This window comes from Lysinibacillus sp. CTST325 (assembly GCF_054665055.1).
This window is the reverse complement of sequence record NZ_BAAFHO010000006.1, coordinates 72,208-97,577: the sequence shown is the minus strand read 5'-3', so window position 1 is coordinate 97,577 and position 25,370 is coordinate 72,208. Positions and strand designations below refer to the sequence as shown.

26 protein-coding genes are annotated in these 25,370 nt (G+C 37.6%); 20 read left to right on the top strand and 6 right to left on the bottom strand.

Going from position 1 to position 25,370, the window contains the following annotated elements; genetic code table 11:
* The first annotated feature begins 131 nt into the window (after positions 1–131).
* From hflK to ACYQ73_RS15425, 16 genes are all read left to right on the top strand, one after another.
* Complete coding sequence (gene hflK / locus ACYQ73_RS15500) at positions 132–1,121, top strand: FtsH protease activity modulator HflK (RefSeq protein WP_460013317.1); 990 nt, start codon at positions 132–134, stop codon at positions 1,119–1,121.
* Entirely contained in the window at positions 1,121–2,131 is a 1,011-nt protein-coding gene (gene hflC / locus ACYQ73_RS15495; protein WP_460013316.1) for a protease modulator HflC, read from the top strand. Before hflK ends, hflC begins: the two co-directional genes overlap by 1 nt.
* Positions 2,132–2,620: 489 nt before the next feature.
* Positions 2,621–3,052, top strand: coding sequence for a DNA polymerase I (locus tag ACYQ73_RS15490; protein ID WP_460013315.1), 432 nt, complete (start codon positions 2,621–2,623; stop codon positions 3,050–3,052).
* A gap of 200 nt (positions 3,053–3,252) precedes the next feature.
* On the top strand, positions 3,253–5,880 hold the full coding sequence (gene polA / locus ACYQ73_RS15485; RefSeq protein ID WP_460013314.1) for a DNA polymerase I: 2,628 nt from the start codon (positions 3,253–3,255) through the stop codon (positions 5,878–5,880).
* Positions 5,881–5,892: 12 nt separating this feature from the next.
* Entirely contained in the window at positions 5,893–6,765 is an 873-nt protein-coding gene (gene mutM / locus ACYQ73_RS15480) for a bifunctional DNA-formamidopyrimidine glycosylase/DNA-(apurinic or apyrimidinic site) lyase (RefSeq protein WP_460013313.1), read from the top strand.
* A gap of 13 nt (positions 6,766–6,778) precedes the next feature.
* Positions 6,779–7,375 (top strand): dephospho-CoA kinase, encoded by a 597-nt coding sequence (gene coaE, locus ACYQ73_RS15475; RefSeq protein ID WP_460013312.1) that lies wholly within the window; start codon positions 6,779–6,781, stop codon positions 7,373–7,375.
* A 206-nt stretch (positions 7,376–7,581) separates the two neighbouring features.
* Positions 7,582–7,758 carry a hypothetical protein gene (locus tag ACYQ73_RS15470; protein WP_460013311.1) on the top strand — a complete coding sequence of 59 codons (177 nt, stop codon included), beginning with the start codon at positions 7,582–7,584 and terminating at the stop codon, positions 7,756–7,758.
* Positions 7,759–8,253: 495 nt separating this feature from the next.
* Entirely contained in the window at positions 8,254–9,276 is a 1,023-nt protein-coding gene (locus tag ACYQ73_RS15465; RefSeq protein WP_142508812.1) for a glyceraldehyde-3-phosphate dehydrogenase, read from the top strand.
* A 209-nt stretch (positions 9,277–9,485) separates the two neighbouring features.
* Positions 9,486–9,956 (top strand): transcriptional regulator NrdR, encoded by a 471-nt coding sequence (gene nrdR, locus ACYQ73_RS15460; RefSeq protein WP_049667519.1) that lies wholly within the window; start codon positions 9,486–9,488, stop codon positions 9,954–9,956.
* 24 nt (positions 9,957–9,980) lie between these two features.
* A complete protein-coding gene (locus ACYQ73_RS15455; RefSeq protein ID WP_460013310.1) occupies positions 9,981–11,345 on the top strand; it encodes a replication initiation and membrane attachment family protein in 1,365 nt (454 codons plus the stop codon).
* A 24-nt stretch (positions 11,346–11,369) separates the two neighbouring features.
* A complete protein-coding gene (dnaI, locus tag ACYQ73_RS15450) occupies positions 11,370–12,299 on the top strand; it encodes a primosomal protein DnaI (protein WP_370075829.1) in 930 nt (309 codons plus the stop codon).
* Positions 12,300–12,874: 575 nt separating this feature from the next.
* Positions 12,875–14,806 carry a threonine--tRNA ligase gene (gene thrS, locus ACYQ73_RS15445; protein ID WP_460013309.1) on the top strand — a complete coding sequence of 644 codons (1,932 nt, stop codon included), beginning with the start codon at positions 12,875–12,877 and terminating at the stop codon, positions 14,804–14,806.
* A 556-nt stretch (positions 14,807–15,362) separates the two neighbouring features.
* Positions 15,363–15,866: a translation initiation factor IF-3 gene (infC, locus tag ACYQ73_RS15440; protein ID WP_024363824.1), complete on the top strand. Its 504-nt coding sequence runs from the start codon at positions 15,363–15,365 to the stop codon at positions 15,864–15,866.
* 31 nt (positions 15,867–15,897) lie between these two features.
* On the top strand, positions 15,898–16,098 hold the full coding sequence (gene rpmI, locus ACYQ73_RS15435; protein WP_004226312.1) for a 50S ribosomal protein L35: 201 nt from the start codon (positions 15,898–15,900) through the stop codon (positions 16,096–16,098).
* Positions 16,099–16,159: 61 nt separating this feature from the next.
* Complete coding sequence (gene rplT / locus ACYQ73_RS15430) at positions 16,160–16,519, top strand: 50S ribosomal protein L20 (protein ID WP_004226314.1); 360 nt, start codon at positions 16,160–16,162, stop codon at positions 16,517–16,519.
* A gap of 97 nt (positions 16,520–16,616) precedes the next feature.
* The gene (locus ACYQ73_RS15425; protein WP_460013308.1) at positions 16,617–16,877 is read left to right on the top strand and encodes a DUF1294 domain-containing protein; all 261 of its coding nucleotides are present in this window, start codon (positions 16,617–16,619) and stop codon (positions 16,875–16,877) included.
* A 125-nt stretch (positions 16,878–17,002) separates the two neighbouring features.
* Here ACYQ73_RS15425 and ACYQ73_RS15420 read toward each other — a convergent pair whose 3' ends face one another.
* A complete protein-coding gene (locus ACYQ73_RS15420) occupies positions 17,003–17,395 on the bottom strand; it encodes a sigma-w pathway protein ysdB (protein ID WP_460013307.1) in 393 nt (130 codons plus the stop codon).
* Between the two features lie 103 nt (positions 17,396–17,498).
* On the opposite strand from ACYQ73_RS15420, the gene ACYQ73_RS15415 reads away from it, so the two are divergent.
* Positions 17,499–17,984, top strand: a complete 486-nt coding sequence (locus tag ACYQ73_RS15415) for a dUTP diphosphatase (RefSeq protein ID WP_460013306.1) — start codon at positions 17,499–17,501, stop codon at positions 17,982–17,984.
* A gap of 96 nt (positions 17,985–18,080) precedes the next feature.
* Positions 18,081–19,169, top strand: coding sequence for a M42 family metallopeptidase (locus ACYQ73_RS15410; RefSeq protein ID WP_460013305.1), 1,089 nt, complete (start codon positions 18,081–18,083; stop codon positions 19,167–19,169).
* A 54-nt stretch (positions 19,170–19,223) separates the two neighbouring features.
* On the opposite strand, the gene ACYQ73_RS15405 is transcribed toward ACYQ73_RS15410, so the two are convergent.
* The 5 genes from ACYQ73_RS15405 to ACYQ73_RS15385 all read right to left on the bottom strand — a co-directional run bounded on the left by ACYQ73_RS15405 (position 19,224) and on the right by ACYQ73_RS15385 (position 22,669).
* Positions 19,224–19,463: a hypothetical protein gene (locus tag ACYQ73_RS15405; RefSeq protein ID WP_460013304.1), complete on the bottom strand. Its 240-nt coding sequence runs from the start codon at positions 19,461–19,463 to the stop codon at positions 19,224–19,226.
* 381 nt (positions 19,464–19,844) lie between these two features.
* Positions 19,845–20,369 (bottom strand): AAA family ATPase, encoded by a 525-nt coding sequence (locus tag ACYQ73_RS15400; protein ID WP_460013303.1) that lies wholly within the window; start codon positions 20,367–20,369, stop codon positions 19,845–19,847.
* A gap of 258 nt (positions 20,370–20,627) precedes the next feature.
* On the bottom strand, positions 20,628–20,786 hold the full coding sequence (locus tag ACYQ73_RS15395; RefSeq protein WP_460013302.1) for a hypothetical protein: 159 nt from the start codon (positions 20,784–20,786) through the stop codon (positions 20,628–20,630).
* 415 nt (positions 20,787–21,201) lie between these two features.
* Positions 21,202–22,197, bottom strand: a complete 996-nt coding sequence (locus tag ACYQ73_RS15390; protein ID WP_460013301.1) for a serine hydrolase domain-containing protein — start codon at positions 22,195–22,197, stop codon at positions 21,202–21,204.
* A 13-nt stretch (positions 22,198–22,210) separates the two neighbouring features.
* The gene (locus tag ACYQ73_RS15385; RefSeq protein WP_460013300.1) at positions 22,211–22,669 is read right to left on the bottom strand and encodes a MarR family winged helix-turn-helix transcriptional regulator; all 459 of its coding nucleotides are present in this window, start codon (positions 22,667–22,669) and stop codon (positions 22,211–22,213) included.
* A 237-nt stretch (positions 22,670–22,906) separates the two neighbouring features.
* Here ACYQ73_RS15385 and argF point away from each other — a divergent pair, with 237 nt between their 5' ends.
* Entirely contained in the window at positions 22,907–23,872 is a 966-nt protein-coding gene (gene argF / locus ACYQ73_RS15380; RefSeq protein ID WP_460013299.1) for an ornithine carbamoyltransferase, read from the top strand.
* Between the two features lie 319 nt (positions 23,873–24,191).
* Entirely contained in the window at positions 24,192–25,091 is a 900-nt protein-coding gene (locus ACYQ73_RS15375; RefSeq protein WP_460013298.1) for a LysR family transcriptional regulator, read from the top strand.
* The last annotated feature ends 279 nt before the right edge of the window (positions 25,092–25,370 follow it).

Sequence of the window (25,370 nt, the reverse complement as noted above, 5' to 3'; positions counted from 1 at the left end):
GCAGGAACGTTTGGTGAGCTTGCTCCTTATGTCAAACTGCCTAGAATAAAAAATTGGTTTATTAAAATATTTTGAAACTTTTTAAGAGGTGCCCCGTATACATTAGTACAAAGCTTAAGGGAGGTTTAGACATGAGTGTGAAAAGGTCACTAATGATGGTGGGACTTGGCATTTTCGGCATTGTTGCACTTATTGCGGTATTTACATCATGGTACACGGTAGATGAATCAGAACAAGCAGTTGTCATTACGTTCGGTCGTGCCGATAATACAGTAACAGAACCAGGTTTACATTTTAAATTACCTTGGCCTGTACAATCGGTTGAGGTTTTGTCGAAGGAAACATTTAGTTTAAAGTTTGGCTATAAGCAAAATGAAGATGGGGAATTGGAAGCTTATGATGCTGAAACGAAAATGATTACAGGGGATGAGCATATTGTTTTAACAGACCTTGTCGTTCAATGGAAAATTACAGAACCGAAAAAATATTTATTCAGCTCACAAGATCCAGAAAAAATATTACATAGCGCAACGTCGAGTGCGATTCGATCAATTATCGGAAGTTCCAACATCGACGCCGCGTTAACAGAGGGAAAAGCGGACATAGAAGCAAAATCACGAGATTTACTCGTTTCTCTTATTGAAAAATACGATATTGGTATAAGTATTTTAGGGGTAAAACTACAAGATGTTGAGTTACCGAATGCAGATGTGCGAGCAGCCTTTACAGCTGTTACAGACGCACGTGAAATGAAAAATACAAAAATAAATCAAGCAGAAAAATATGAGAATCAGCGACTTAGTGAGGCTAAAGGTGAAAAAGATGCAATTATCTCGAAGGCTCAAGGTGAAAAAACAGCCCGTATTGAGCAGGCTCAAGGGGATGTAGCTGTTTTTAATAAAATGTATGAGCAATATAAGGGCAATAAACAAATTACACGCGAACGTTTAATTTTGGAAACACTTGAAAATGTATTACCTAAAGCACAAATTTATATTATGAATGATGATGGTAACACGATGAAATACTTGCCTCTTCAAGCATTGCAACCTGAGCCAAAGGAGACAACTGCACCAAAAGAGACACCAAAAGAGGAGAAAAAAGAAGGGAGCGGTAACTAATGGATCAAAAAAATAAGGATCTTGAAAAATTCCTCAATTTTTTATCGGGTAAATCCAAAAATACTGCTCCAAAAGAAGGAGATACAGTGGATAATGTGGTCAAAATGTCGAAAAAAGGCCCGATGAATCCGAAAAAATATATTTCTCTTGCTGTAACATTAACAGCCGTTTTTGCTATTGCCATTATATTATTTGCTAATGTTTATATAGTAAAAGAGTCCGAATATGCAGTTGTTAGACAGTTTGGAGAAGTAGTGAAATTTCAGAGTGAGCCAGGCTTGAAAATAAAGGTTCCGTTTATTCAAACCGTAACGAAGCTACCAAAAAACCAAATGACATATGAAGTTTCTGAAGAAGAAATTAATACAAAGGATAAAAAACGAATTATTATTGATAATTATGCAGTTTGGCATATAACAGACCCAAAACAATTAATTTCCAATGCAGGGACAATAGAAAAAGTTGAATCACGTATGGAAGAGTTTATCTATTCAGTTATTCGCTCAGAGCTTGGTCGAATAGAATATACGGAAGTTATTAATGATGAAAATTCTTCACGTGGGAGTATCAATGATCAGGTAACTGCGCGTGTCAATGAGCTACTCTCGAATGATAAGTATGGAATCGAAGTAATAGATGTTCGTATCCGTCGTATCGATTTGCCTACTGATAATGAGCAAGCCGTGTTTACTAGTATGATTTCGGATCGTGAATCAAAGGCGCAAATATACCTATCAGAGGGTGACGCTGAGAAACGCCGTATTGAAGCTCAAACAGATAAGAAAGTTCAAGAAATGCTCGCAACAGCGAAAAAGGATGCGGCATTGATTCAAGCGGAAGGTGAAGCAGAAGCGGCTAAGATTTACAATAAGTCGTTCTCTCAAGACCCTGAATTCTATTCATTGTACCGTACATTAGAATCATATAAGAAAACTGTAGGTGAAGATACGGTCATTATTTTGCCATCCACTTCGCCGTATGCAAAAATATTATCAGGCTATATAAAGTGAAACTTTAATCAGTAGGGGTTTTCTCCAACCCCCACTGATTATTAGTCTTCACCAATCGGGCTTTTACGGGCAGATAATCTTCCGCTTAACTTCTTTGCTTTCGTAAATTTTGATGTAGGAGTCTTGTACCTGACGCTTCGCTTTTGGATAAATTACTGCCCGTTAAAGCGGGATAAAATAACACTATTATTCTTGCAGGGATAAGCATATGAAGTCGTCTCAAACTTTTTGAGGCGGCTTTTTTTACACTTTAGTAAGGTATTTTGTATAGCACCGGAAGGACTATAATGAACAGAAATCAACTCCACGTTATGGTGAGCAGCCTTCGAAGTCTAGGTTAGGTATTTTTAATTATAGACTTTGTAAAAATCTATCGCATGTCGATAGTTTGTTATAAAAATGATAGAAATTTATAATTTTATGTTTCGTTTATGACTATTATCTGATAGAATGATAATGTTCGAGAATTAAACAATGGGGGTAATAGTTGTGAAATTGCAAATTAGCAAGTGGCTCCAAAATTTAGGGATAGCCTGTAGTATTGCATCGTTATTTACACTTTTCTTCCGTCTATCAGATTTTGCATGGATCACAAAAAGTGTTTATCATATACCAGTATTTTTTGTCATTGTGTTTTTATTAGGTTTAGTCATTGCAGAGGATGTACGCAAAATATTTAAAAGAATATTTTTGTACGAGAAACGCAAAGTTAAACGTCCTATATGGCAAGTAGGGATTGGCTTTATTTTCTTCTTAGCGCAAATCAGCACTGTAATGGTGTTTAATACAGAGCTTACACATCTACAGCTTGGTGGTATGCCATTATTTTTAGTATTTGCCTTTATGAATGCCTTTATGTTGACCGTCATATATGAAGAGATTTTCTATCGTAAAGAAAAAACTAATAAAGCTAGTGAATAACATAGATGAAGTCAATTACAATGAGTGATTGGCTTTTTTTGTTCAGTCAATTTTAAGCTATCGATGTAGAAAATTTGGCGATTTTCAACGTTATGATTGGTAAAATACCTGTTTTCTCGATAAAGTAAAAGGAAGAGGCATTTTCAAACATACGTTTTCGTTTTACAATTAAGAAGACGACAACGCAGGAGGATAAAATCATGACAAAGGAAAAATTGCTATTATTGGACGGCAATAGTTTAGCATATCGCGCGTTTTTTGCGTTACCTCTATTAACGAATGATAGTGGGATTCATACGAATGCAGTGTACGGCTTTACAACAATGCTACAAAGAATATTAGAGGAAGAGCAACCGACGAAAATAATGGTTGCCTTTGATGCGGGTAAGACAACCTTCCGCCATGAGACATTTACGGAATATAAAGGTGGTCGACAAAAAACTCCACCAGAATTATCTGAGCAGTTTCCTTATATACGTAAACTTATTGATGCTTATGGTATTAAGCGATATGAGCTTGAATTGTACGAAGCGGACGATATTATAGGAACACTTGCCAAAGAAGCTTCATCACAGGATATGGACGTCATCGTCGTATCGGGAGATCGTGACTTAACGCAGCTCGCGACTGAGCAAGTAACAGTATACATTACTAAAAAAGGTATTACTGAAATTGAAAAAAATACACCAGCCTTTATTGCGGAAAAATACGGCTTAACTCCCCAACAAATTATTGATATGAAAGGTTTAATGGGGGATTCTTCAGATAATATCCCTGGTGTACCAGGTGTCGGTGAAAAAACGGCAGTTAAATTGCTAAAAGAGCATGGTTCAGTAGAGTCGCTTTATGCGGCAATGGATACGGTGAAGGCTTCTAAAATGAAAGAAAAATTAGTTGCCAATGAAGAACAGGCACTAATGAGTAAAAAGCTGGCTACCATTTTTACAGAGGCGCCGATTGATATAACGCTTTCGGATCTTGTTTATAATGGTCCGAATGAAGAAGAATTAATTAGCGTGTGGCGAGAGCTCGGCTTTAAATCATTGCTGGAGAAAAGTGATTTTACTGTCCAAGAAGAGGAACAAGCACCTTTTGACTATGAAATTGTGCAAGAAGTAAAACAAGAGCATTTAAAAGATGTAATGGCAGTGCATTTGGAGCTAGAGGACGAGCATTATCATACATGTCAGCAACTAGGCATTGCACTAACAGATGGAGCGAAAACAATGTATGTGCCGTTTGATATTGCGGCTAAATCAGATGTCCTTCGTCTTTGGTTAGAAGATGCTACTAAAATAAAGTATATGTCTGATTCAAAAGCATCTCAGGCTGCGTTAAAACGTGCGGGAATTCGTTTAGCTGGTGTGGAATTTGACTTATTACTTGCTTCTTATATTAATAATCCTGCGTTAAGTGGAGATGATGTGGCAACACTTGCGAAAGAACTAGGCTATCGTAATGTGCAAGCAAATGAGACTGTTTATGGTAAAGGGGCGAAACGAGCTATACCTGCCATTGAGGCACTTGCTGAGCATGCCAGCCGCAAAGTCTTTGCTGTGTGGTCTTTACAGCCTAAGCTTGAGGCATTGTTAAAGGAAAACGAACAGTTTGAACTTTATAAAAATTTAGAGCTTCCGCTTGCTTCTATTTTAGGGGAAATGGAAAGTGAAGGAATCACGGTCAATTGTGCCACATTAGAGAAAATGGGGCAGGATTTAAATGACAAACTAGTTGTGATTGAACAGGAGATTTATACAGAGGCAGGAGAAGCCTTTAATATTAATTCACCAAAGCAATTAGGCGTTATTCTCTTTGATAAACTTGGTCTTCCTGTTATTAAAAAGACAAAAACTGGCTATTCCACTGCGGCAGATGTATTGGAAAAATTAAAACCTGAGCATGCCATCATTGAGCATATTCTTTTATATCGTCAGCTTGGGAAATTACAGTCAACTTATATCGAAGGCTTGCTAAAGGAAATCCATGAAGAGGATGGAAAGGTGCATACTCGATTCCAACAAGCACTAACTGCTACAGGACGTTTAAGCTCAACGGATCCGAATTTGCAAAACATCCCGATTCGTTTAGAGGAAGGGCGAAAAATTCGTCAAGCGTTTGTGCCATCGAACGAAGATTGGATATTATTTTCTGCCGATTATTCGCAAATCGAATTGCGTGTATTGGCCCATATGTCAATGGATGAAAACTTAGTCGACGCTTTCCGTGAAGGTATGGATGTTCATACACGTACTGCTATGGATGTATTCCATGTATCAGAAGATGAGGTCGACAGCAATATGCGCCGTGCTGCAAAAGCAGTAAACTTTGGTATTGTCTATGGTATTAGTGATTACGGCTTATCGCAAAACTTGGATATTACTCGTAAGGAAGCTGCTACATTTATCGAGAAATATTTTGCGAGTTTCCCAGGTGTAAAGCAATATATGGATGATATCGTCCAAGATGCGAAATTTAATGGATATGTGACAACTATATTAAATAGACGTCGATACTTACCTGACATCACAAGCTCAAATTTCAATCTACGAAGCTTTGCTGAGCGTACTGCGATGAATACACCAATTCAAGGAAGTGCAGCTGATATTATTAAAAAAGCAATGATTGATATGGATGCTCGCTTGAAAAAAGAAAATATGCAGGCAAAACTTTTATTACAAGTGCATGATGAATTAATTTTTGAAGCGCCTAAAGAAGAGATTGCATTGCTTGAAAAAATAGTACCAGAGGTTATGGAGAACGCAATCGAGCTTTCAGTACCATTAAAAGTAGATTTTAACTACGGTGCTACTTGGTACGAAGCAAAATAAGGAGGGGTTAAAATGCCTGAATTACCAGAGGTTGAAGGTGTCGTCCAGGCATTAAAACCAAAAATTGAAGGGCGTACAATTCAACAGGTTCAACTATCTGAAATTATTCGTTTTTCCTTTGGGGAGGGGAAGCAATGTATCGTGAAGCAAGCTGAGCCTGATGCATTTGAAATATCCTTGTCTCAAATGACAATTACAAAAGTCGAACGACGTGCGAAATACATCTTCTTTCATTTGCTGAAAGAGGATGTCCCTTATGTGCTTGTTAGTCATTTAGGGATGACAGGTGCATGGTTTGTGGTGAATTCACCTGAGGAAATCCATGAGGCGAAATTTAAAAAGCATATTCATGCTACATTTCAAATGGCAGATGGTGGCTATTTAATCTATTCGGATATACGCCGCTTTGGTGAATTACGTTTTTTAACAAAAATTGAAGATCATATTCCATTAACAAAAATGGCACCAGAGCCTTTTGATGAAATAGCGTGTGATTATTTTATTGCGAAATCAAAGTTACCGAAATATGAGAAAAAGGCCGTTAAGGATGTCATTATGGATGGGCAGGTTATTTCGGGCTGTGGCAATATTTATGCTACCGAAGCATTATTTGCTCAAAAAATTCATCCGGCCCGCACAATGAACCGCATCAGTGAAAAGCGTAAGTGTGCATTATTCGAGGCAATTGTCGTTATTTTACGCCAAAGTATTGAAGCAGGGGGTTCAACAATTTCAGATTATCGTAATATTAATGGCGAAGCTGGAAGTATGCAGGACCGACTGCAAATGTATGGTAAGAAGATGTGTCCAACGTGTGGTACCGAAACGAGCCAAATGACGATAGGTGGGCGCACTTCAGTCTTTTGCCCAAATTGTCAACATTAAAGGGGATTTAACTATGATTATCGGACTAACAGGAAGTATTGCGAGCGGAAAAAGTACAGTAGCAAAAATGATGACAGCACATGGTTTACCGATTGTCGATGCAGATATTGTTGCGCGTGATGTTGTAGAACCAGGTACGGAGACTTTAAAGTTAATAGCTGAAAATTTTGGACAAGATATATTGCTAGAAGACGGTAGTTTAAATCGTGCCAAACTTGGCGATATTATTTTTCACGAGCCTGCCAAGCGTAAAATATTAAATGATATTATGCATCCTGCTATTCGTCAGGAAATGTTACGCCAGCGCGATGCTTATTTAGAGGCTGGAGAAAAGCATGTTGTGATGGATATTCCGCTTTTGTTTGAAAGTAAGTTACAGCATTTTGTCGAGCGCATTATCGTGGTATCGGTTAGTGAAGAGGTACAACTCCGTCGATTAATGGAGCGTAACAACTTATCGGAAGAAGATGCACTAGCTCGAATGCGCTCTCAGTTACCTATGTCAGTCAAAGAAAAAGGTGCCCATGCGGTTATTTATAATAATGAAAATCTAGAACAAACAGAGCACCAATTAAAAAAAATCCTGACCTATTGGGACGTAATTAATTAAAATCTGTAAAATCATTCGATGCGTAGCAATGACATATTGCTACGCATTTCATATTGTTGAAAAACTATTGTGTCAATGAAATTAAGGTGTCACATTAAAAATAGTATGGCTCTTCGGCGAAACGAGGGGCTGATTTCCGTTCCGGCTGGGCGCTTTGTTGCTGACGCTTCGCTTTCGCACAGAGCAAAGCTTCCTGGGGGCGTCCGATGAGCCGCTTGGGCCAACAGGATGTTGGTCACGAAGGCGTTATCACAGGATGTGATGGTTTTAGCCTTCGTTCCTCTATCGCTAATCCCCAAGGAGTCGCCAAGCCTCCACTCCAATCAACCGCTTCACATAGCGTGTATCTTCTGACATGGCACTTTAATTTATTGTTACAGTGAAAGAACGAAGCATTGGCAATAACAGGTTACAATTGCTTCATTGTTATAAGTCTTTTCTGTTCGATTAAGGTGTGTAGCAATAGTGTTTACTTTTGAAATGAATAAAATTTATAAAAATTCTACGCTATCGCTGATTGGAGTGGAAGGCTACTCGACTCCCGTGGGAAAGCGAGACAGGCGAGACCCTGCACGGAGCGCAGCGGAGGAAGCGGCTCGACGCTCGCCCACAGGAAAGCGAGTAGCCTGGAACGGAAATCACCTCATTTAAAGTGACACAACATTCACTATGAAGTGTGCAGCAAGAACATTTTGCTATGCATTTTTTGTGGATTTATACCATAATAAGGGCTAATTTAGGCGATTTTATTTTCAGAAAATAAGAACTTTAATATTATGAATATATAATGTTCATCTTTTTTAAAATTGTGTTATACTAATCACCATAAAGAAAGTATATAATTAATCTGAGTATGTACTCACAGGAGGATTTTATAAATGACAGTATCAGTTGCTATTAATGGTTTCGGACGTATCGGACGTATGGTTTTCCGCCAAGCGATCGTGCAAGAAGATTTAAATATCGTTGCAATTAACGCTAGCTACCCAGCTGAAACGTTAGCACATTTGATTAAGTATGACACAAATCACGGAACATTCGAAGGTTCAGTTGAGCCAGCAGGCGATGCTTTAATTGTAAACGGTAAACGTGTTCAAATTATTAGCGAACGTGACCCATTAAAATTACCATGGGCAACAATGGGTGTAGATATCGTTATTGAAGCAACTGGTAAATTTAATGATCGTGAAAAAGCAGCAATGCACTTAGAAGCAGGAGCAAAGAAAGTTATCTTAACAGCACCAGGTAAAAACGAGGACGTAACAATTGTTTTAGGTGTAAATGATGAGAAACTTGATATCGCAAAACATGATGTTATTTCAAATGCTTCTTGTACAACAAACTGCTTAGCACCAGTTGCCAAAGTATTAAATGACACATTTGGTATCGAAAGCGGATTAATGACAACAGTTCACGCTTATACAAATGACCAAAAGAATTTAGATAATCCACATAAAGATTTACGTCGTGCACGTGGTTGCGCACAATCAATCATTCCAACATCTACTGGTGCTGCAAAAGCATTGAAATTAGTGTTACCAGAATTAGAAGGCAAAATTCATGGTATGGCACTTCGTGTTCCAACACCAAACGTATCATTAGTTGACCTAGTAGTTGATTTAAACACAGACGTAACAGTTGATTCTATCAATGCTGCATTTGTGAAGGCTGCTACTGAAGGTCCGATGAAAGGTATCTTAAACTTCTCAGTTGAGCCTCTAGTATCTTCTGATTACAATACTACAACTTACTCTTCTACAGTAGATGGACTTTCTACAATGGTAATGGGTAACCGCAAAGTGAAAGTACTCGCTTGGTACGACAATGAGTGGGGTTATTCTGCACGAGTTGTAGATCTTGTGAAAAAAGTGGCAAAAGCTTTAGAAACAGTTAATGCATAATAATAATAATTAGACTGAGCACATTGAAATCCAAGTGATTTCAATGTGCTTTTTTATTTAGAGAGCTGGTTTAAATCTAGAATCTATGCTTGTACTTTAGCCTTTCAAGGTTTATCATGAGCACACTAGCGTCAATGCGCTTTTCTTATACATAGGAAATTTGTTATAATAGAAATATTAAATTGTTGTGAAATCAGGAGAGTAATTATATGAGATGTCCATCTTGCCAATTTAACGGAACGCGTGTTGTGGATTCGAGGCCAGTTGATGATAATAAAGAAATTCGTAGACGTCGTGAATGTGAGTCATGTGGCTTCCGCTTTACAACGTTTGAAAAAATTGAAGAGACACCTTTAGTTGTCGTGAAAAAAGAAGGTTCACGAGAAGAATTTAGCCGTGAAAAGGTGCTTCGTGGACTTATTCGTGCTTGCGAAAAACGTCCTGTTTCTCTTGAAGTACTTGAAGGACTAGTAATGTCTATTGAAAAAGATCTTCGCCGCATTGGGAATTCCGAAGTCCGATCTGAGGATGTAGGAGAAATGGTAATGGATCGCTTAGCAAAAATCGATGAAGTTGCTTATGTACGTTTTGCATCGGTTTATCGTCAATTTAAGGATATCAATGTCTTTATTGAAGAAATTAAAGAAATTATTCAACGTCAGACAGAACAGAAATTATAAGGTAATCAGAGAGGGTGAATGACGTTGAACCATTTGTATAAGGAATTGCAGCCAGCTGATTCTTTTGACATTCGTCTACCTCATGCACTTTCTACGCAGGAACGTCAATTAGTAACGCTTTTTTATCAGCCTTTAATTGGAGCACAGCCAATCAGCCTTTATTTAACACTATGGGCAGAAGCTGAGCAAATGCCAAGGCAGCAAATGACGCATTATTATTTAATGAATGTGCTAGGGCTTCCTATTGGCAAAATATTTGAGGCACGTATTGCGCTCGAAGCAATTGGTCTGTTACGCACATGGAAAAAAGAAGATGCTGACCAGCGAAGCTTTTTATATGAGTTGATACGTCCACTTGATGCAGATAGCTTTATGAAAGACCCACTGCTCTCGATGTTTTTATTTAGTAAAATAGGGGAGCAAGCTTATCGGAAGTTACGTCAGCGTTTTATTCCATCTGCAAGAGATGAAGAATTTAAAGATGTATCGCGAGCCTTCATAGATGTTTTTAAACCTGTAAGTACAAAGATTCCAGATGATTTACAAGCTGATACTTGTCATAAGGATAAACAGCAAAAGGTATATCCGTTTTATTTTGATCAGTTTGACTTTGAACTACTGCAAGCGGGCTTATCGGAGCAACTAGTGCCGGCAAACCTATTAACATTTGAGGTGCGTGAATCAATAGCAAAATTAGCATTTTTATATCACTTAACGGCACTTGATATGCAAAAAGTAGTGATTCTTGCATTAGATGATGACTTAGGGATTTCATTGGAACGTTTACGTAAGGCCGCTGCGGATTTTTATAAGCTAACGGTATCAAAAGAACCACCAAAGCTTGCTAGAGTGAGTAAGCAGCCGTCATCCATAGAGGATTCAGGCCAAAAAACAAAGGATCAGGAGCTTCAGCAATATTTAGAAACGACTCCCCCGGTGCAAGTACTGCGAGATATCAATAATGGCAAAGAACCTCTACAGACCTCCGTGCAGCTTGCGGAGAGTTTAATTGTCCAACATGGGATGCCAGTAGGCGTTGTTAATGCTCTTTTGGAATATGTCATGCTAACAACTGATATGAAGCTACCTAAAAAATATGTGGAAACGATTGCGGATCATTGGGTACGTAAAAATATTCAAACAGCAAAAGAAGCCATGGAACTAGCACGCCAAGAGCATGATAAGTACACTACGTGGAAAAATAAGCCGCAGACACCGAGGAAAAGTAATCAAAGTGCTAGAGGACGTTCAGGAAATCAACGTGAAGAGAAGGTACCTGAATGGTTTTACAAACGTAACGAACAACAAGAAGAAAACACTTCAAGCACGATAGATTTTGAGCGAGAGCGTCAAAAGATATTGGAGATGCTTGGGAAAAGTGATAAGTAAGGAGGGTGAACGACAATCGAACCAATTAATGGACCATTAAAAAGAGCAATTAATGTACCATCATTTCAAGAACGTTACGAAGCGATGCGTCGAGAAATTTTAGAAAACCCTCGTGTGCAAGAATTTTTAGCAGAGCATGCAGATGAGTTAAGCTATGAATCAATTGAACGTAATTTACCGAAGCTCCATGAGTTTATTAGTCAATCTACAGTATGCTGTGGTTGCGACAATACGGAAAGTTGTACAAACTACTTAAAAGGTTTTTTACCATCTTTACGAGTAGTCCGGGGTACCGTTGAAATTGATTATGTACGATGTGAACAAAAGATGCGTGAGGAGGAACGTCGTGATGTAGCCAATATGATTGCGAGTATGCATATGCCGAAGGATGTGCTACAAGCAACCATTCAAGATTTACTCATTGACGATGAATCTCGTGTCATGATTGCTCAAAAAGCTGCACAATTTGTGAAGGCAACATTGGAAACAGGAAAGCTTCCTGCAAAGGGTTATTATTTATACGGTAAATTTGGTGTAGGGAAGTCCTTTGTACTGGGAGCACTTGCGAATGAATTAGCCTCAATCAAAATTCGTTCTGTAGTCGTTTTTGTGCCTGAATTTTTACGAGAAATGAAAAATGCAATTGGCGATAATACGTTGAATGAAAAAATAGACTATGTAAAAAAGGCACCAGTGCTAATGCTCGATGATTTAGGAGCCGAGACACTGACTGCTTGGACGCGAGACGAAATTCTGGGGACTATTTTCCATTACCGCATGGCGGAGCAACTGCCAACATTCATTACATCTAATTTTAATTATGATGAGTTGGAGCATCATTTAGCACAGTCGCAAAAGGGTGACATTGAAGTCGTGAAGGCTGGACGTATAATGGAACGTGTCAAAGCCTTGACAGAGCCAATTGAAATGCGTGGAAAAAATCGCCGTATGTAACATTGACTGTTGCATTTTGCAACAATCGAGCGTATACTGTCACATATAATAATTAACTTCTTTCAACAGGCTGTGCAAACACCCGCTGAAAGAAGTTAATGCTTCGGCGGATGTCACGGAATCGGCTTTGTGCAAACACAAAGCCGATTCCAGACGCAAGTATGCCGAGGCATAATTGATCAAAAAAATGCATTGATGAGGACATGAGTTTTGTGTAACGGCTTTAGAGAGGGAAGTCATTGGCTGTAAGCTTCCTAGTTCGAGCACACTATTTACTACCTACTGAGCAGCGAAAGGGATAATCTTTCGCCGGTCCCTAGCCCGTTAGCTAGCCTTGAGCTTCGTCTGACTATAAAAAGTCGGAAGGAAGAAGGGTGGAACCACGAGCATACGCTTCGTCCCTTTCGTAGGGACGAAGCTTTTTTTATTTCCGTTCAATGGAAAATAGTGGTGAGATGAATGCGGATGTAGTTCCTTTTCAGTGGGTGTCCAAACACCTGCAAAATAAGGATAAATTCCGGAGATTCTTGGACTTCAATCATGCATCACAACAAAACTAGAAGGAGTGCAAAAAAATGTCAGATATGATTAAATTAACTTTCCCAGATGGCGCTGTAAAGGAATTTGCAAAAGGTACATCTACTGATGACGTAGCATTATCAATTAGTCCTGGACTTCGTAAAAAAGCATATGCTGGTAAAGTAAATGGTGTCTTAGTCGATTTAAAAACACCAATTGAAGAGGACGCAACAATCTCAATTATTACACAGGATGATGAGGAAGCACTGGAAATCCTACGTCATTCTACTGCACACTTAACAGCACAAGCGATTAAACGTTTATTCCCAGATGTTAAACTTGGTATTGGTCCGGTTATTGAAGGTGGCTTCTACTACGATATTGATGCACCAACGCCAATCACTGCTGAAGACTTACCAGCAATCGAAAAAGAAATGAAAAAAATTATCGCTGAAAACCTAGAGATCGAGCGCAAAAATGTTAGCCGTGCAGATGCACAAGCGATCTATGAAGAAATCGGCGATGAATATAAATTAGAATTACTTGAAGCGATTCCAGCAGATGAGCAAGTTTCTATTTACTACCAAGGTGAATTTTTCGACCTTTGCCGTGGTATCCACGCACCATCAACTGGCAAACTTCGTGAGTTCAAACTTCTTTCATTAGCAGGTGCTTACTGGAGAGGTAACTCAGATAACAAAATGCTACAACGTGTTTATGGTACTGCATTCTTTAAAAAAGAAGATTTAAAACATCATCTACAAATGCTTGAAGAAGCAAAAGAACGTGATCATCGTAAAATTGGGAAAGAATTAGAGTTATTTACAACTTCTCAAAAAGTTGGGCAAGGCTTACCGCTATGGCTACCAAACGGTGCAACAATCCGTCGTGTTATTGAGCGCTATATTGTAGATAAAGAATTATCTCTTGGTTATAAACATGTTTATACACCAGTACTTGGTTCTAAAGAGCTGTACCAAACTTCTGGTCACTGGGATCATTACCAAGATTCTATTTTCCCACCTATGGAAATGGACAATGAAACATTAATTATGCGTCCGATGAACTGTCCTCACCATATGATGGTGTACAAAAACAGCATGCACTCTTATCGTAACCTACCATTGCGTATTGCGGAGCTTGGTACAATGCACCGTTACGAAATGTCAGGCGCTGTTTCAGGCCTACAACGTGTACGTGGGATGACTTTAAACGATGCACATATCTTCGTTCGTCCAGACCAAATTAAAGTGGAATTTCAAAAAGTAGTACAGCTAATTTTAGAAGTTTACAAAGACTTCGATTTAAATGATTATTCATTCCGTTTATCTTACCGTGACCCAGCAGATACTGAGAAATACTTCGACGATGATGCAATGTGGGAAAAAGCACAAAGTATGTTAAAAGAGGCAATGGATGAGCTTGGCTTAGATTACTTCGAAGCTGAAGGTGAAGCTGCATTCTACGGTCCTAAACTTGACGTACAAGTGAAAACGGCAATTGGTAAAGAAGAAACTTTATCAACAGTTCAGCTTGACTTCTTATTACCAGAACGCTTTGACTTAACTTACGTTGGAGAAGATGGTAAACCACATCGTCCAGTTGTTATTCACCGTGGTGTCGTATCAACAATGGAACGTTTCGTTGCCTTCTTAATCGAAGAGTATAAAGGTGCATTCCCAACGTGGTTAGCACCAGTACAAGTTGAAGTCATTCCAGTTTCAAACGAAGCACACTTCGATTATGCAAAACAAATTGAAGAGCAATTAACTGCAGCGGGCTTACGTGTTGAAATGGATGACCGTGAAGAAAAACTAGGCTACAAAATCCGTGAAGCACAAATGAAAAAAATCCCGTATATGCTTGTTATCGGAGACAAAGAAGTAGAGGCTGGTGGCGTAAATGTACGTCGTTACGGCTCAAAAGACTCAGAAACAATTAGCTTCCAAGACTTCTTAGCTAACATTAAAGCAGAAGTTACAAAATAATTTTATCTTCTTTTAGCAAATCAGCTGAAAGAAGTTAAAGCCTCCGAATGCAATTATGCCGAGGCATACTTCTAATGTTGGGGTGGCACTTGTTAATATAAATACGATTTATATAAATTGATTGAAGTGAAGGCTGGACGCCCCCAGAAAAGCGCCCAGCCAGAACGGATATCAACCTCACGTTATGAAGATGAACCATTATAATGGTTTAGATTAAAAGTTTTTAGGTTACTTTAATAATAATAAGCTAAAAAACATTTGACAGCTTATAAAGTACATGCTATCATAATTAAGGTTAATGAATACAAAGTTTGTGGTTGAAGTAGAGGCTGCCCGCTTCTCACCTGATACAACGCTCTTAGGCTGTGAACAGGTATTACACGTTGAATTGTTTTGCGCAGACTTGCGCATGCACATATAGCGGGCGGACATCTTCAAAGTGTCCGTCCTTTTTTTATGGACATGACAAGAGGATGTACCGTTCAACCGGGCAAGGCTTTGCCCAAACCATGTATTCGCGACAACTACTTGGAGGTGGATTACTATTAGCAAAGACATGTATGTAAACGAAGGCATTCGCGCACGTGAACTTCGATTAATCGATCACAATGGTGACCAGCTTGGTGTAAAGACACGTAATGAAGCGCTAGAAATCGCCACTCGTGTAAACTTGGATCTTGTCCTTGTGGCCCCTCAAGCCAAGCCGCCAGTCGCTCGTATCATGGACTATGGTAAATTTAAGTTTGAACAGCAAAAGAAAGACCGTGAAATTCGTAAAAATCAAAAGGTCATCGTAATGAAAGAGGTTCGTCTGAGCCCAACAATCGATGAGCATGATTTCCAAACGAAGCTACGTAATGCGATTAAATTCCTTGAAAAAGGCGATAAAGTAAAATGTAGCCTACGTTTCAAAGGTCGTGCGATTACACACAAAGACATTGGTCAACGTGTATTAGATCGTTTTGCTGAAGCTTGTGCTGAAGTATCGACGGTTGAACAAAAACCGAAGATGGAAGGCCGAAGCATGTTCTTAGTTCTTCAACCAAAGAACGAGAAATAATATTAGACGAACAGTTTAGGAGGAATTCGACATGCCAAAAATGAAAACTCACCGTGGAGCTGCGAAACGTTTCAAAAAAACGGGTTCAGGTAAATTAAAATATGACCGTGCTTATGGAAGCCACTTATTCGCAAACAAATCTACAAAACAAAAACGTCACCTACGTAAAGCAAACATCGTTTCATCTGGTGACTTCAAACGCATCAAATCATTACTTGTTTACATGAAATAATTTGACTACACAAACAAAATACTAACATTCATTTTTAAATGAAAAGCAGGAGGTAATTCATATGCCACGCGTAAAAGGCGGAACAGTGACGCGCAAACGTCGTAAAAAGGTTTTAAAATTAGCTAAAGGTTACTATGGTTCAAAACATACATTATACAAAGTTGCAAACCAAGCGGTAATGAAGTCAGGTCAATATGCATACCGTGACCGTCGTCAGAAAAAACGTGATTTCCGTAAATTATGGATCACTCGTATCAACGCAGCTGCTCGCATGAACGGTCTTTCATACAGCCGTTTAATGCACGGTTTAAAAGTTGCTGGTATCGAAGTTAACCGTAAAATGTTAGCTGACTTAGCTGTAACTGATGCAGCAGCATTCACTCAATTAGCAGACGCTGCTAAAAAAGCTGTAGCTAAATAATAAAGCAAAATAATGCTTTCACAAGACTGATGGATTTATCCGTCAGTCTTTTTTATGTTAGAGTAGTAGTAAATAGAAAATAAAAAGGAGTACTTCAATGGGGCAAGCATTATTCGCGTATATGGCGATTGTTTCTATAGTCCTGCTCGTGATGATGGGTATGGATAAATCAAAGGCAAAAAAACATGAATGGCGTATCGCAGAACGCACATTATTTACATTAGCAATCGGTGGGGGTGCAGTAGGAGGCGTGCTGGGAATGTATTTATTCCGTCATAAAACACGCCATAACAGCTTTGCATTTGGCTTCCCGCTGCTAGCAGCTATTCAAATTTTTATTCTAGTACAATTATGGTGATAAATCACGGGAATGTTCCGATAAAACTAAAAGATGTTCCGATAAATCATAGGAATGTTCCGATAAAATCAGAAAATGTTCCGATAAATCATGAAAACATTCCGATAAATAAAAAAACATCCTCATTATGAGGATGTGTTGCGCATAAGCTTTTCAATGGGCTGCTTCCAATTTATTTTTGCGCTCGGATAGTTCAAGAGGATTTCTTGCTGAAGGTATTCAAAGTCTCTTTTCGTAAAACCTTGAAGTGCAGCGGCGTCACGGGCGCCAACAAAAATTGTCACAACCTCGAAGGCATCTTCCGTAGTGCCGAGGTATTTTTCACCTTCAAAAAGAGCACCCTTGTAAGAGATAAAGAAATTTTTTCGAACATTTTTGACGTCATCATAAAAATAATATTGGCCTTTTTCATAGGCTTCATCGAGTTTTCGCTTAGGATCGGTTATATAACGAATCGCTTTATAAAATACATAGATAATAAGCGCAATAACAGCAAGACGAATAAGTAACGGCAACATTTTTAATTTCCCCCTTGAAGAAAGGTTATTCCTTCCTATACGATTGTGGAGGGCAATTAGTTTCACTTTTTATAAATATTTTTAAGAAATTTAGGAGAAAAAAATGAATTTACAACAATTGTTTAAAATGCAAAAAGAGCTTGATGATTTCATCGAGAAAACACAAAATATAGAACGTGATGTATTTAAAGAAAAAGGTTTAGCCTTAATGGTGGAGCTAGCCGAACTAGCAAATGAGACACGTTGCTTTAAGTTTTGGAGCACAAAGGGAGCCTCAGAACGTGATGTGATTTTAGAGGAATATGTGGATTCGATTCATTTTATATTATCACTTGGCTTATTAAAAGGTTATACAACGATCGAAAAATGGCCGGTGATTGAAGAGAAGAGAGATTTAACAGAGACATTTTTAATGACACAAGACTATATTTTAAGTTTTATTAGTCAACCAACAGAGGATAGATACCTAGCGATCTGGCAATGTTATGGATTGCTTGCATTTAATCTGGGCTTTTCATTTGAAGATGTTGTTGCGGCGTATATAGAGAAAAATGAAGAAAATTATAATCGTCAGCGCTCAGGATATTAAAGTGTAAGAAATACACCAATTTTCTGACGATTAAGCTAGGAATATTTCGGTAAACGAAGTATAATAGAGGAGATATAAGAGTCAGGAGGAAAAAGGATGACACAGCTAGATTCAACATTACAAATGTTTAAAGATTTAACAGATGCGAATGGTATTGCAGGTAATGAACGTGCACCACGCGAGGTCATGAAAAAATACATTGGACCATATGCAGACTTAGTTGAAACAGATAATTTAGGTAGCGTCATTGCTAAAAAAGTTGGGGATGAAAATGGCCCAAAAATCATGGTTGCAGGTCACTTAGATGAAGTAGGCTTCATGGTTACTCAAATCGATGACAAAGGGTTCATCAAATTCCAAACAGTAGGTGGCTGGTGGAGCCAGGTTATGCTTGCACAGCGTGTAACAATTACAACACGTAAAGGCGATGAAATTATTGGGGTTATTGGTTCAAAGCCACCTCATATTTTACCAGCAGATGTGCGTAACAAAGTGGTAGACATTAAAGATATGTTTATCGATGTTGGTGCGGCTTCAAAAGATGAAGTACGTGAATGGGGCGTACGTCCTGGCGATATGGTTACACCATATTTCGAATTTAATGTCATGAAAAATGAAAAATACTTATTAGCAAAAGCGTGGGATAACCGCATTGGTTGTGCAATTGCAATTGATGTGATGAAAGCATTGCAAAATGAAAAGCATCCTAACATCCTTTATTCTGTAGGGAATGTCCAAGAGGAAGTAGGGCTTCGTGGTGCGAAAACTGCTACGCATAAAATCCAACCAGATATCGGTTTTGCTGTCGATGTAGGTGTAGCAGGAGACACACCAGGGGTAACTGCAAAAGAATCAACTAGTAAAATGGGCGCTGGTCCACAAATTGTTGTTTACGATGCATCAATGGTGTCACACCGTGGCTTACGTGAATTCGTATTAGATGTGGCCGATGAGCACAATATTCCATATCAATTCGAGGCGATGGCTGGTGGCGGTACAGACGCTGGTTCTATCCACGTAACTGCAAATGGTATACCTGCCCTATCAATCGGTATTGCAACACGCTACATCCACTCACATGCAGGCATTTTACATCGTGATGATTATGATAATGCTGTAAAATTAATGGTGGAAGTTATTAAAAAATTAGACCGTGATGCAGTCAATAAAATTATTTTTGACTAATCAAACAACCCTCAAACGAAATAAAGTTTGAGGGTATTTTATATGAAAAATAATTTAATCATCAAATTGTTGAAAAAAGGATATGATAGTTTGTAAAGAAATTTGTTTGATCGCATTTGCTTCAATTTGCTCGTTTGAACAGCAAGCTAAAGAATATTGCTGTTCAACACTGGAGGCTAAAAAGTATAGAGAATTCAGTTGGTTTGTAACATATAAATGAATGCCATCATTATTAATTTTAAAAAAGAAGGAATGAAGTGGCAAAGACAAGCCTATCTTGTTGATTCGTAACATCTAACTTTATTAATAATGTATCACCTAGAGTTTCAGGGTCTGTTGTAACTGTTCTTTTTGACCGAAAAAATGATATAAGATACATCCTTATCTACTTCGTTGATTAATTGACGTGTATTTTTTCATCAATGACTTATTCACTTTTTCCGGAACGCTCTCAATTTCACTAATACTTAGCGTTGATGAGTTACATGCTGTTAAAATAAATACTGTCAAAAACATTAAAAATAACTTTTTTCAATGCCTTTTCATCTGCCTCTCCTCAACTAATTGGAAATTATGTATTTGGCAACATAGAAAATCATGAGTTGGCGAAGGGAGTAAGGATAATCATTAGATTCAATACATAGGTCGTATAAACTTCATGTGTGCATAGAGTAATCAGTTATTTATATAATCCATTACTTCTTGTATATAGTTTTCCAGTGGTTGCCCTGTATTCACAGTAATACACTTATAGTTTGAAGGCTTTTTGCTACTTTGAAGCGTATGTATAAAAACGGCTTCTGATTTTATTTCTCCTATTTGACTAACCATTCTTTCACGATTTTTCAATCTATAATTTATCTTCTCGAAGTCATCAAGATAACACTCAATATACTTATACTTAACATTATATTTAACTGATAGTTTTGTTCCTTTTTCAACCAATTCTTCATATAGACATGGACTATCAAGTATTACGTTTTGTCCTTGTGATAAATGAAAGTCAACTAAGCTCCAATCAATATTATATGAAATCTTTCCTGCAAGCTTTCCATCGATTGAAACTTCATCAATAGAATTTAATAGAGCCGATTTTACAATATCGTGATCAATGATAATACTCCCTGTTCTTTTAGCAATTTCACGTGAAAGAGTAGACTTGCCGGAACCAGGAAAACCTGACATTTGAACAAAAAACAAACTTCATCCCACCTCTTCAATAATAAAGTAATTTTTTAAAAATAACTTGCTTTGTTAGTTGAATAACTGAATTTCAGTGATTGGTAAAGTGTTGCGAGCTGAAAGTGTATTGATAAGAGAAAGATTGATCGTTACAGTAGGGTGAAGTTATATTTTCTAAACAGATTCAAACTTTGAATTAGCTTACAACAACTGTGGTAAGCTCCTAAGAGCGTTTTATGAGCTTACGAGGGTTGAGATTGAAGTAGGAATAACTTGCTATTCACCAATATGCTTTACGATTTCCCACGTCTCATTAGAATTATCTAGCTTTTTCCAAATCTGCCCGCTTGTTGAGTTGTATAAATATAACCATCCATCACTTACAACTAACTCATAATTTTCATTTGTCCCAATTCCATTTATTGAATTCGCCATTTGAAACTTTGAATTTGTAATATCGCCCCCTGCATTATCTATACTATTTGATAATTTAGTCGTGCCTTATCCATTTAAATCTCTTCCTCTATAGTATTTAACTTTACCACCATCAATAAATTCATATGGAAATAATACCATAATAAATAATTATTTGGTAGATGAGTGGTGAATATGAAACGGAAGAAATCAACCTTTATCTCTTAGCGACACTATAAGCCCTAAATGCCTTTGAATCCTATTCAGCAAAAAAGCGCAGCTCTATACTGAAAAAAACCTATACAATAATTATAAAAACAGCCCTCAAGCTTACATGCTTAAAGGCTGATTGTTAGTTTATGTCGATAAATAAAAAGTTGGGTGATAAATTTAAAAAGTTAGGCGATAAATTCACATTATCCCTCGATAAAAAAATCTATTTATTTTGTAAAAGCTGTAATATCTCTTTACCGATTTGCCCAGGGTTTGCCGCCAATATAGGCGATCGATAATTTGAGAGAACAACAACGCCCGTTTGTTGTGTTTTATCAAATCCTAAATAACTAGAGAAAGCTTTCGTCGAACCATTATGCCAAATGATATTGTGATCGAGTTGCCAACCTAGACCAATACCTATATTTTCTGAAAAAGTTTCAGTAGCTTGATGTGTTAATGTATAACCTAAATTTACATCACGTAAATGTACTTTCATAAATGTTAAAAGATCATTAACAGTTGAACGGGCTGCCCCTGCCGCCATAAATTCATTCATTTGGAGCGGAGGCTTTTTATGTCCAAGGATCGTGTATCCTTGCAATACTGCCTCTGCTTGATCAGAAGGGATAGAGATAAATGTATTTGGCATATCTAAAGGATCTGTTAATCTTTGTTTAATAGCTGTTTCATAATCAGTGTGAAGTGTATTGGCTAAAATATATCCTAAAAGCCCCATGCCTACATTAGAATATCTAAATTTAACTTTAGGCTCATCAGTGTGCGTTTTAAAATAATGGATAGTCTCCTCTAGTGAATATTGACAAAATGGATCGCGAGGTGTTTGCGCGTCAAAAAGATTGGAAATGTTCTTTAGTACACCTATTCCTGGTAATCCAGAAGTATGATTTGCTAAGCGTTTGAGTGTGACAGGGTGAGTATCGGGAATTTCAGAAAAGTATTTGCCAATAGAATCTTCTACATGGATTTTTCCCTCCTGAATCAATTCCCCTAATATGGATGTAGTAAAAACTTTAGAAATCGACCCAACTTCATATATATAAGGCTTTTCTTCCAGCATAAAATTCGAGCCACCGAAAGCAAAAGTAGCTTCTTGGTCTTGAGAAATGATACCGATAGATAAAGCAACATTTGGACGGGTTTTTATATAGGGGTAAGCAATTTTAAATATGTCCTTTTTTAAATCGTGTAAATCCACAATAATACCTCCATTAAGAATGCTTATTTTTTTCCTGCTCCTCTGAAATAATAAAACGTAATTTCAAAAGTATGTCCTTTAATTGTAACAAGTCCTCTCTATTGAGCTTTGTATAATATTTATAAATAATAGCAAGCTCAATTTCCTCCTGTTTTTGAAAATAAAGATGTCCCCGTTCATCTAGTTCTATAATAACTTCTCTACGATCCTTTTTACTCATTGTTCTTTTTATATAATCTTCTTGCTCTAGCCTATTTACTAGTTGGCTAACAGCACTTGGGGATGTACCCATTAACTTTGCTAATTCATAAGTTTGAAGGGGACCTTTCGTCTGAAGAAGACTTAAAAATACTGCTTGTTTTGTAGTTAATGTTTCATCGAACAATGAGGAAAATTCTTCAGTTAACATTAAATGGGTATCATATTCAGCTTGATGGATTTCTTTAACAAGATGTACCAAATCCTTATCCATGTATTTTACCACCTAAATAATTAATATAGATTAATTATAAATATGTATTAACAATAATGCAATTTTCTTACTATGCGATTGAAGATGGAATATGCATAAATATTCTATTATTCGCATTTTAGACACATCCGAAGAAAAAATTCTAACTTTTTAAAATAAACATAAAAATTCAGTTGATTTTATATTTATGCATTTGTTATACTAAGCCCAACAGCAAGTAAACAAGGAGCGAAGGCTATGAAATTACTCGAGGAAGTACAGTTAAAGTTAGTATCTAGTTTAAAAGGTAAGGACCTATTAACCTTGCTAGACTATACAAGTGAAGAGGTTCAGCAGTTAGTTGAATTAGCGACACAGCTGAAAATGATTACTAAAGAAGGGAAATGTCCAAAGCTGCTAGAAGGTAAGACACTCGGCATGATTTTTGAAAAACATTCAACTCGTACTCGTATTTCATTTGAAGTTGGTATGAACCAATTAGGCGGAAAAGGTATGTTTATGCATGCACGTGATTTGCAGATTGGTCGCGGTGAATCGATTTATGATACAGCACATGTGTTAGCAGGCTATTTAGATGGTATTATGATTCGCGCAAATTCTCATGCAATGGTAAAGGAGCTTGCAGAGCATGCATCTATACCGGTAATCAATGGATTAACGGATATTTATCACCCATGTCAAGCATTAGCGGATTTAGAAACAATCGCTGAAAATAAAGGTCATCTAAAAGGATTAAAAATTGCATATGTTGGAGATGGCAACAACGTGGCGCACTCATTACTAGTCGCTTCTGCGCATGTAGGAATGAACGTGGCAGTGGCAACACCAGTTGGTTATGAATGTGATGCAGAGGTCATCGCAAAAGCTCAGGCTATCGCAGAAGCAAATGGTAGTACAATTATTATTACAAACGATCCTATAGATGCGGTTATAAACGCGGATGTAGTGTATGCTGATGTATGGACGTCGATGGGGCAAGAAGAGGAAGCTACAAAACGTCTAGAAGACTTTGAAGGTTATCAAATTAATGATGAACTTGTCGCATATGCAAAACCGAATTATATGTTCCTGCACTGTTTACCAGCTCATCGTGAAGAAGAAGTAGCGTCATCTGTTATTGATGGTCCAAATTCCTACATCTTTGAGCAAGCAGAAAATAGACTTCATGCACAAAAAGCGGTGCTAGCCTCAATCCTAGCTTAAAGAGAATTTCGAGCAAGGACAGACGACAAGTATTATGCTTCTCAGTTAGAGAAGTACTATATAGATAGAGTTCATATTGGCAACAGGGGGTGCCAATATGAATAACATAACAGTGGTTGCAGACAGAGGGATGTAAGCCACGCGTGATGTATGTTATCAAGATGGATGACCACATTGCTACATACTAAAGTAACCTGGGAGACGTTAGGTTGCTTTTTTTCTTGTTGAAAATATAATCCCTAGTTTTCCAATCTTTTATAGAGAATAAAAGCGATTATCTATATAATAGGATAAATAAGTAATTTGAGGAGGGCTTCAGATGAATATTGACCATATCGAAGCGTTTTTATATGTCGTGCATTATAAAAGTATTCATAAGGCCGCAAATGCATTGTTTTTATCTCAGCCGACTGTGACGGCACGTATTAAATCATTGGAGCGAGAGTTGAATGTAGAGTTATTTCATCGCGATGGGCGAAGTGTAATATTATCGGATAAAGGCAAGGATTTTGTACCGTTTGCGACTCAGATTGTGCAAACCTTCGAACAGGGAAAGAAACAATTAGAGGAAACGAAGGAGTCTGACGAGGTGTGCATTGGTACAAATGGAGTTACAGCTCAATATTTTTTAGCTTACGCATTGCCAAAGTGGAAGGAAGATTTTCCTCACTTGCGCTTTCAGATTATCACAGGTTCAACAGCAGTGATTTTAGAGAAATTGCAAAGTCATCAAATTCATCTTGGTTTAATTCAATACGTGCATAGGGAAGGAATTTGCAATGAGCTATTGCTAAGTAATGCAGTCAAACTTGTAATGCATCGCGAGCATCCCTTTATACAACAAAATCTAATGAAAGCGAAGGAACTGGCACAACAGAAAATGGTGTTTTTTGAATGTGGGGCTTTTGATTGGAATTATGTGCATAAAATGTTTGAGGTAGAGGGCGTATCAGCCAATATTGAAGTGCGAACGGATCATTTAGAAGTAGCGAAAGAATTTATTCGTACGAAAGAGTATATGAGCTTCTTACCACATCTTTGTGTAAAAAAGGAGCTTGAAAGTGGGGAATTTGTTGAGATTGATGTTAAGCATTTACTTGATATGAATCAACACATTTTTTTAACGTATAAAAATAAAGAGACGCTGGCGCCAGCCTTTTGGACAACAATAGTAGAAACTGCTATGCAATATGAAAGTATTCAAGAAAATTCGAATTGATAAAATATTTTATAAGACAGTAAATTTTTTTCTATTATGTAGCCTATTGCAAATTGCATAAATGAGCTGTATTATCTTCCTCAATCCTATTTTATCTTCATTCAGCAAAAGACTCTACCTCTTGAGGTGTTGAGATGAATGCGGATGTGATTACTTTTCAGTAGGTAAAACACTTACTTAAATAGAGGATCTCAGTCTAAGAACGCTACGTCCTGTGGCAACGACTGAGTGACCAACTTCGTGTTGGCCGAAAGCCTCCGACGGATGTCATGGATTTTG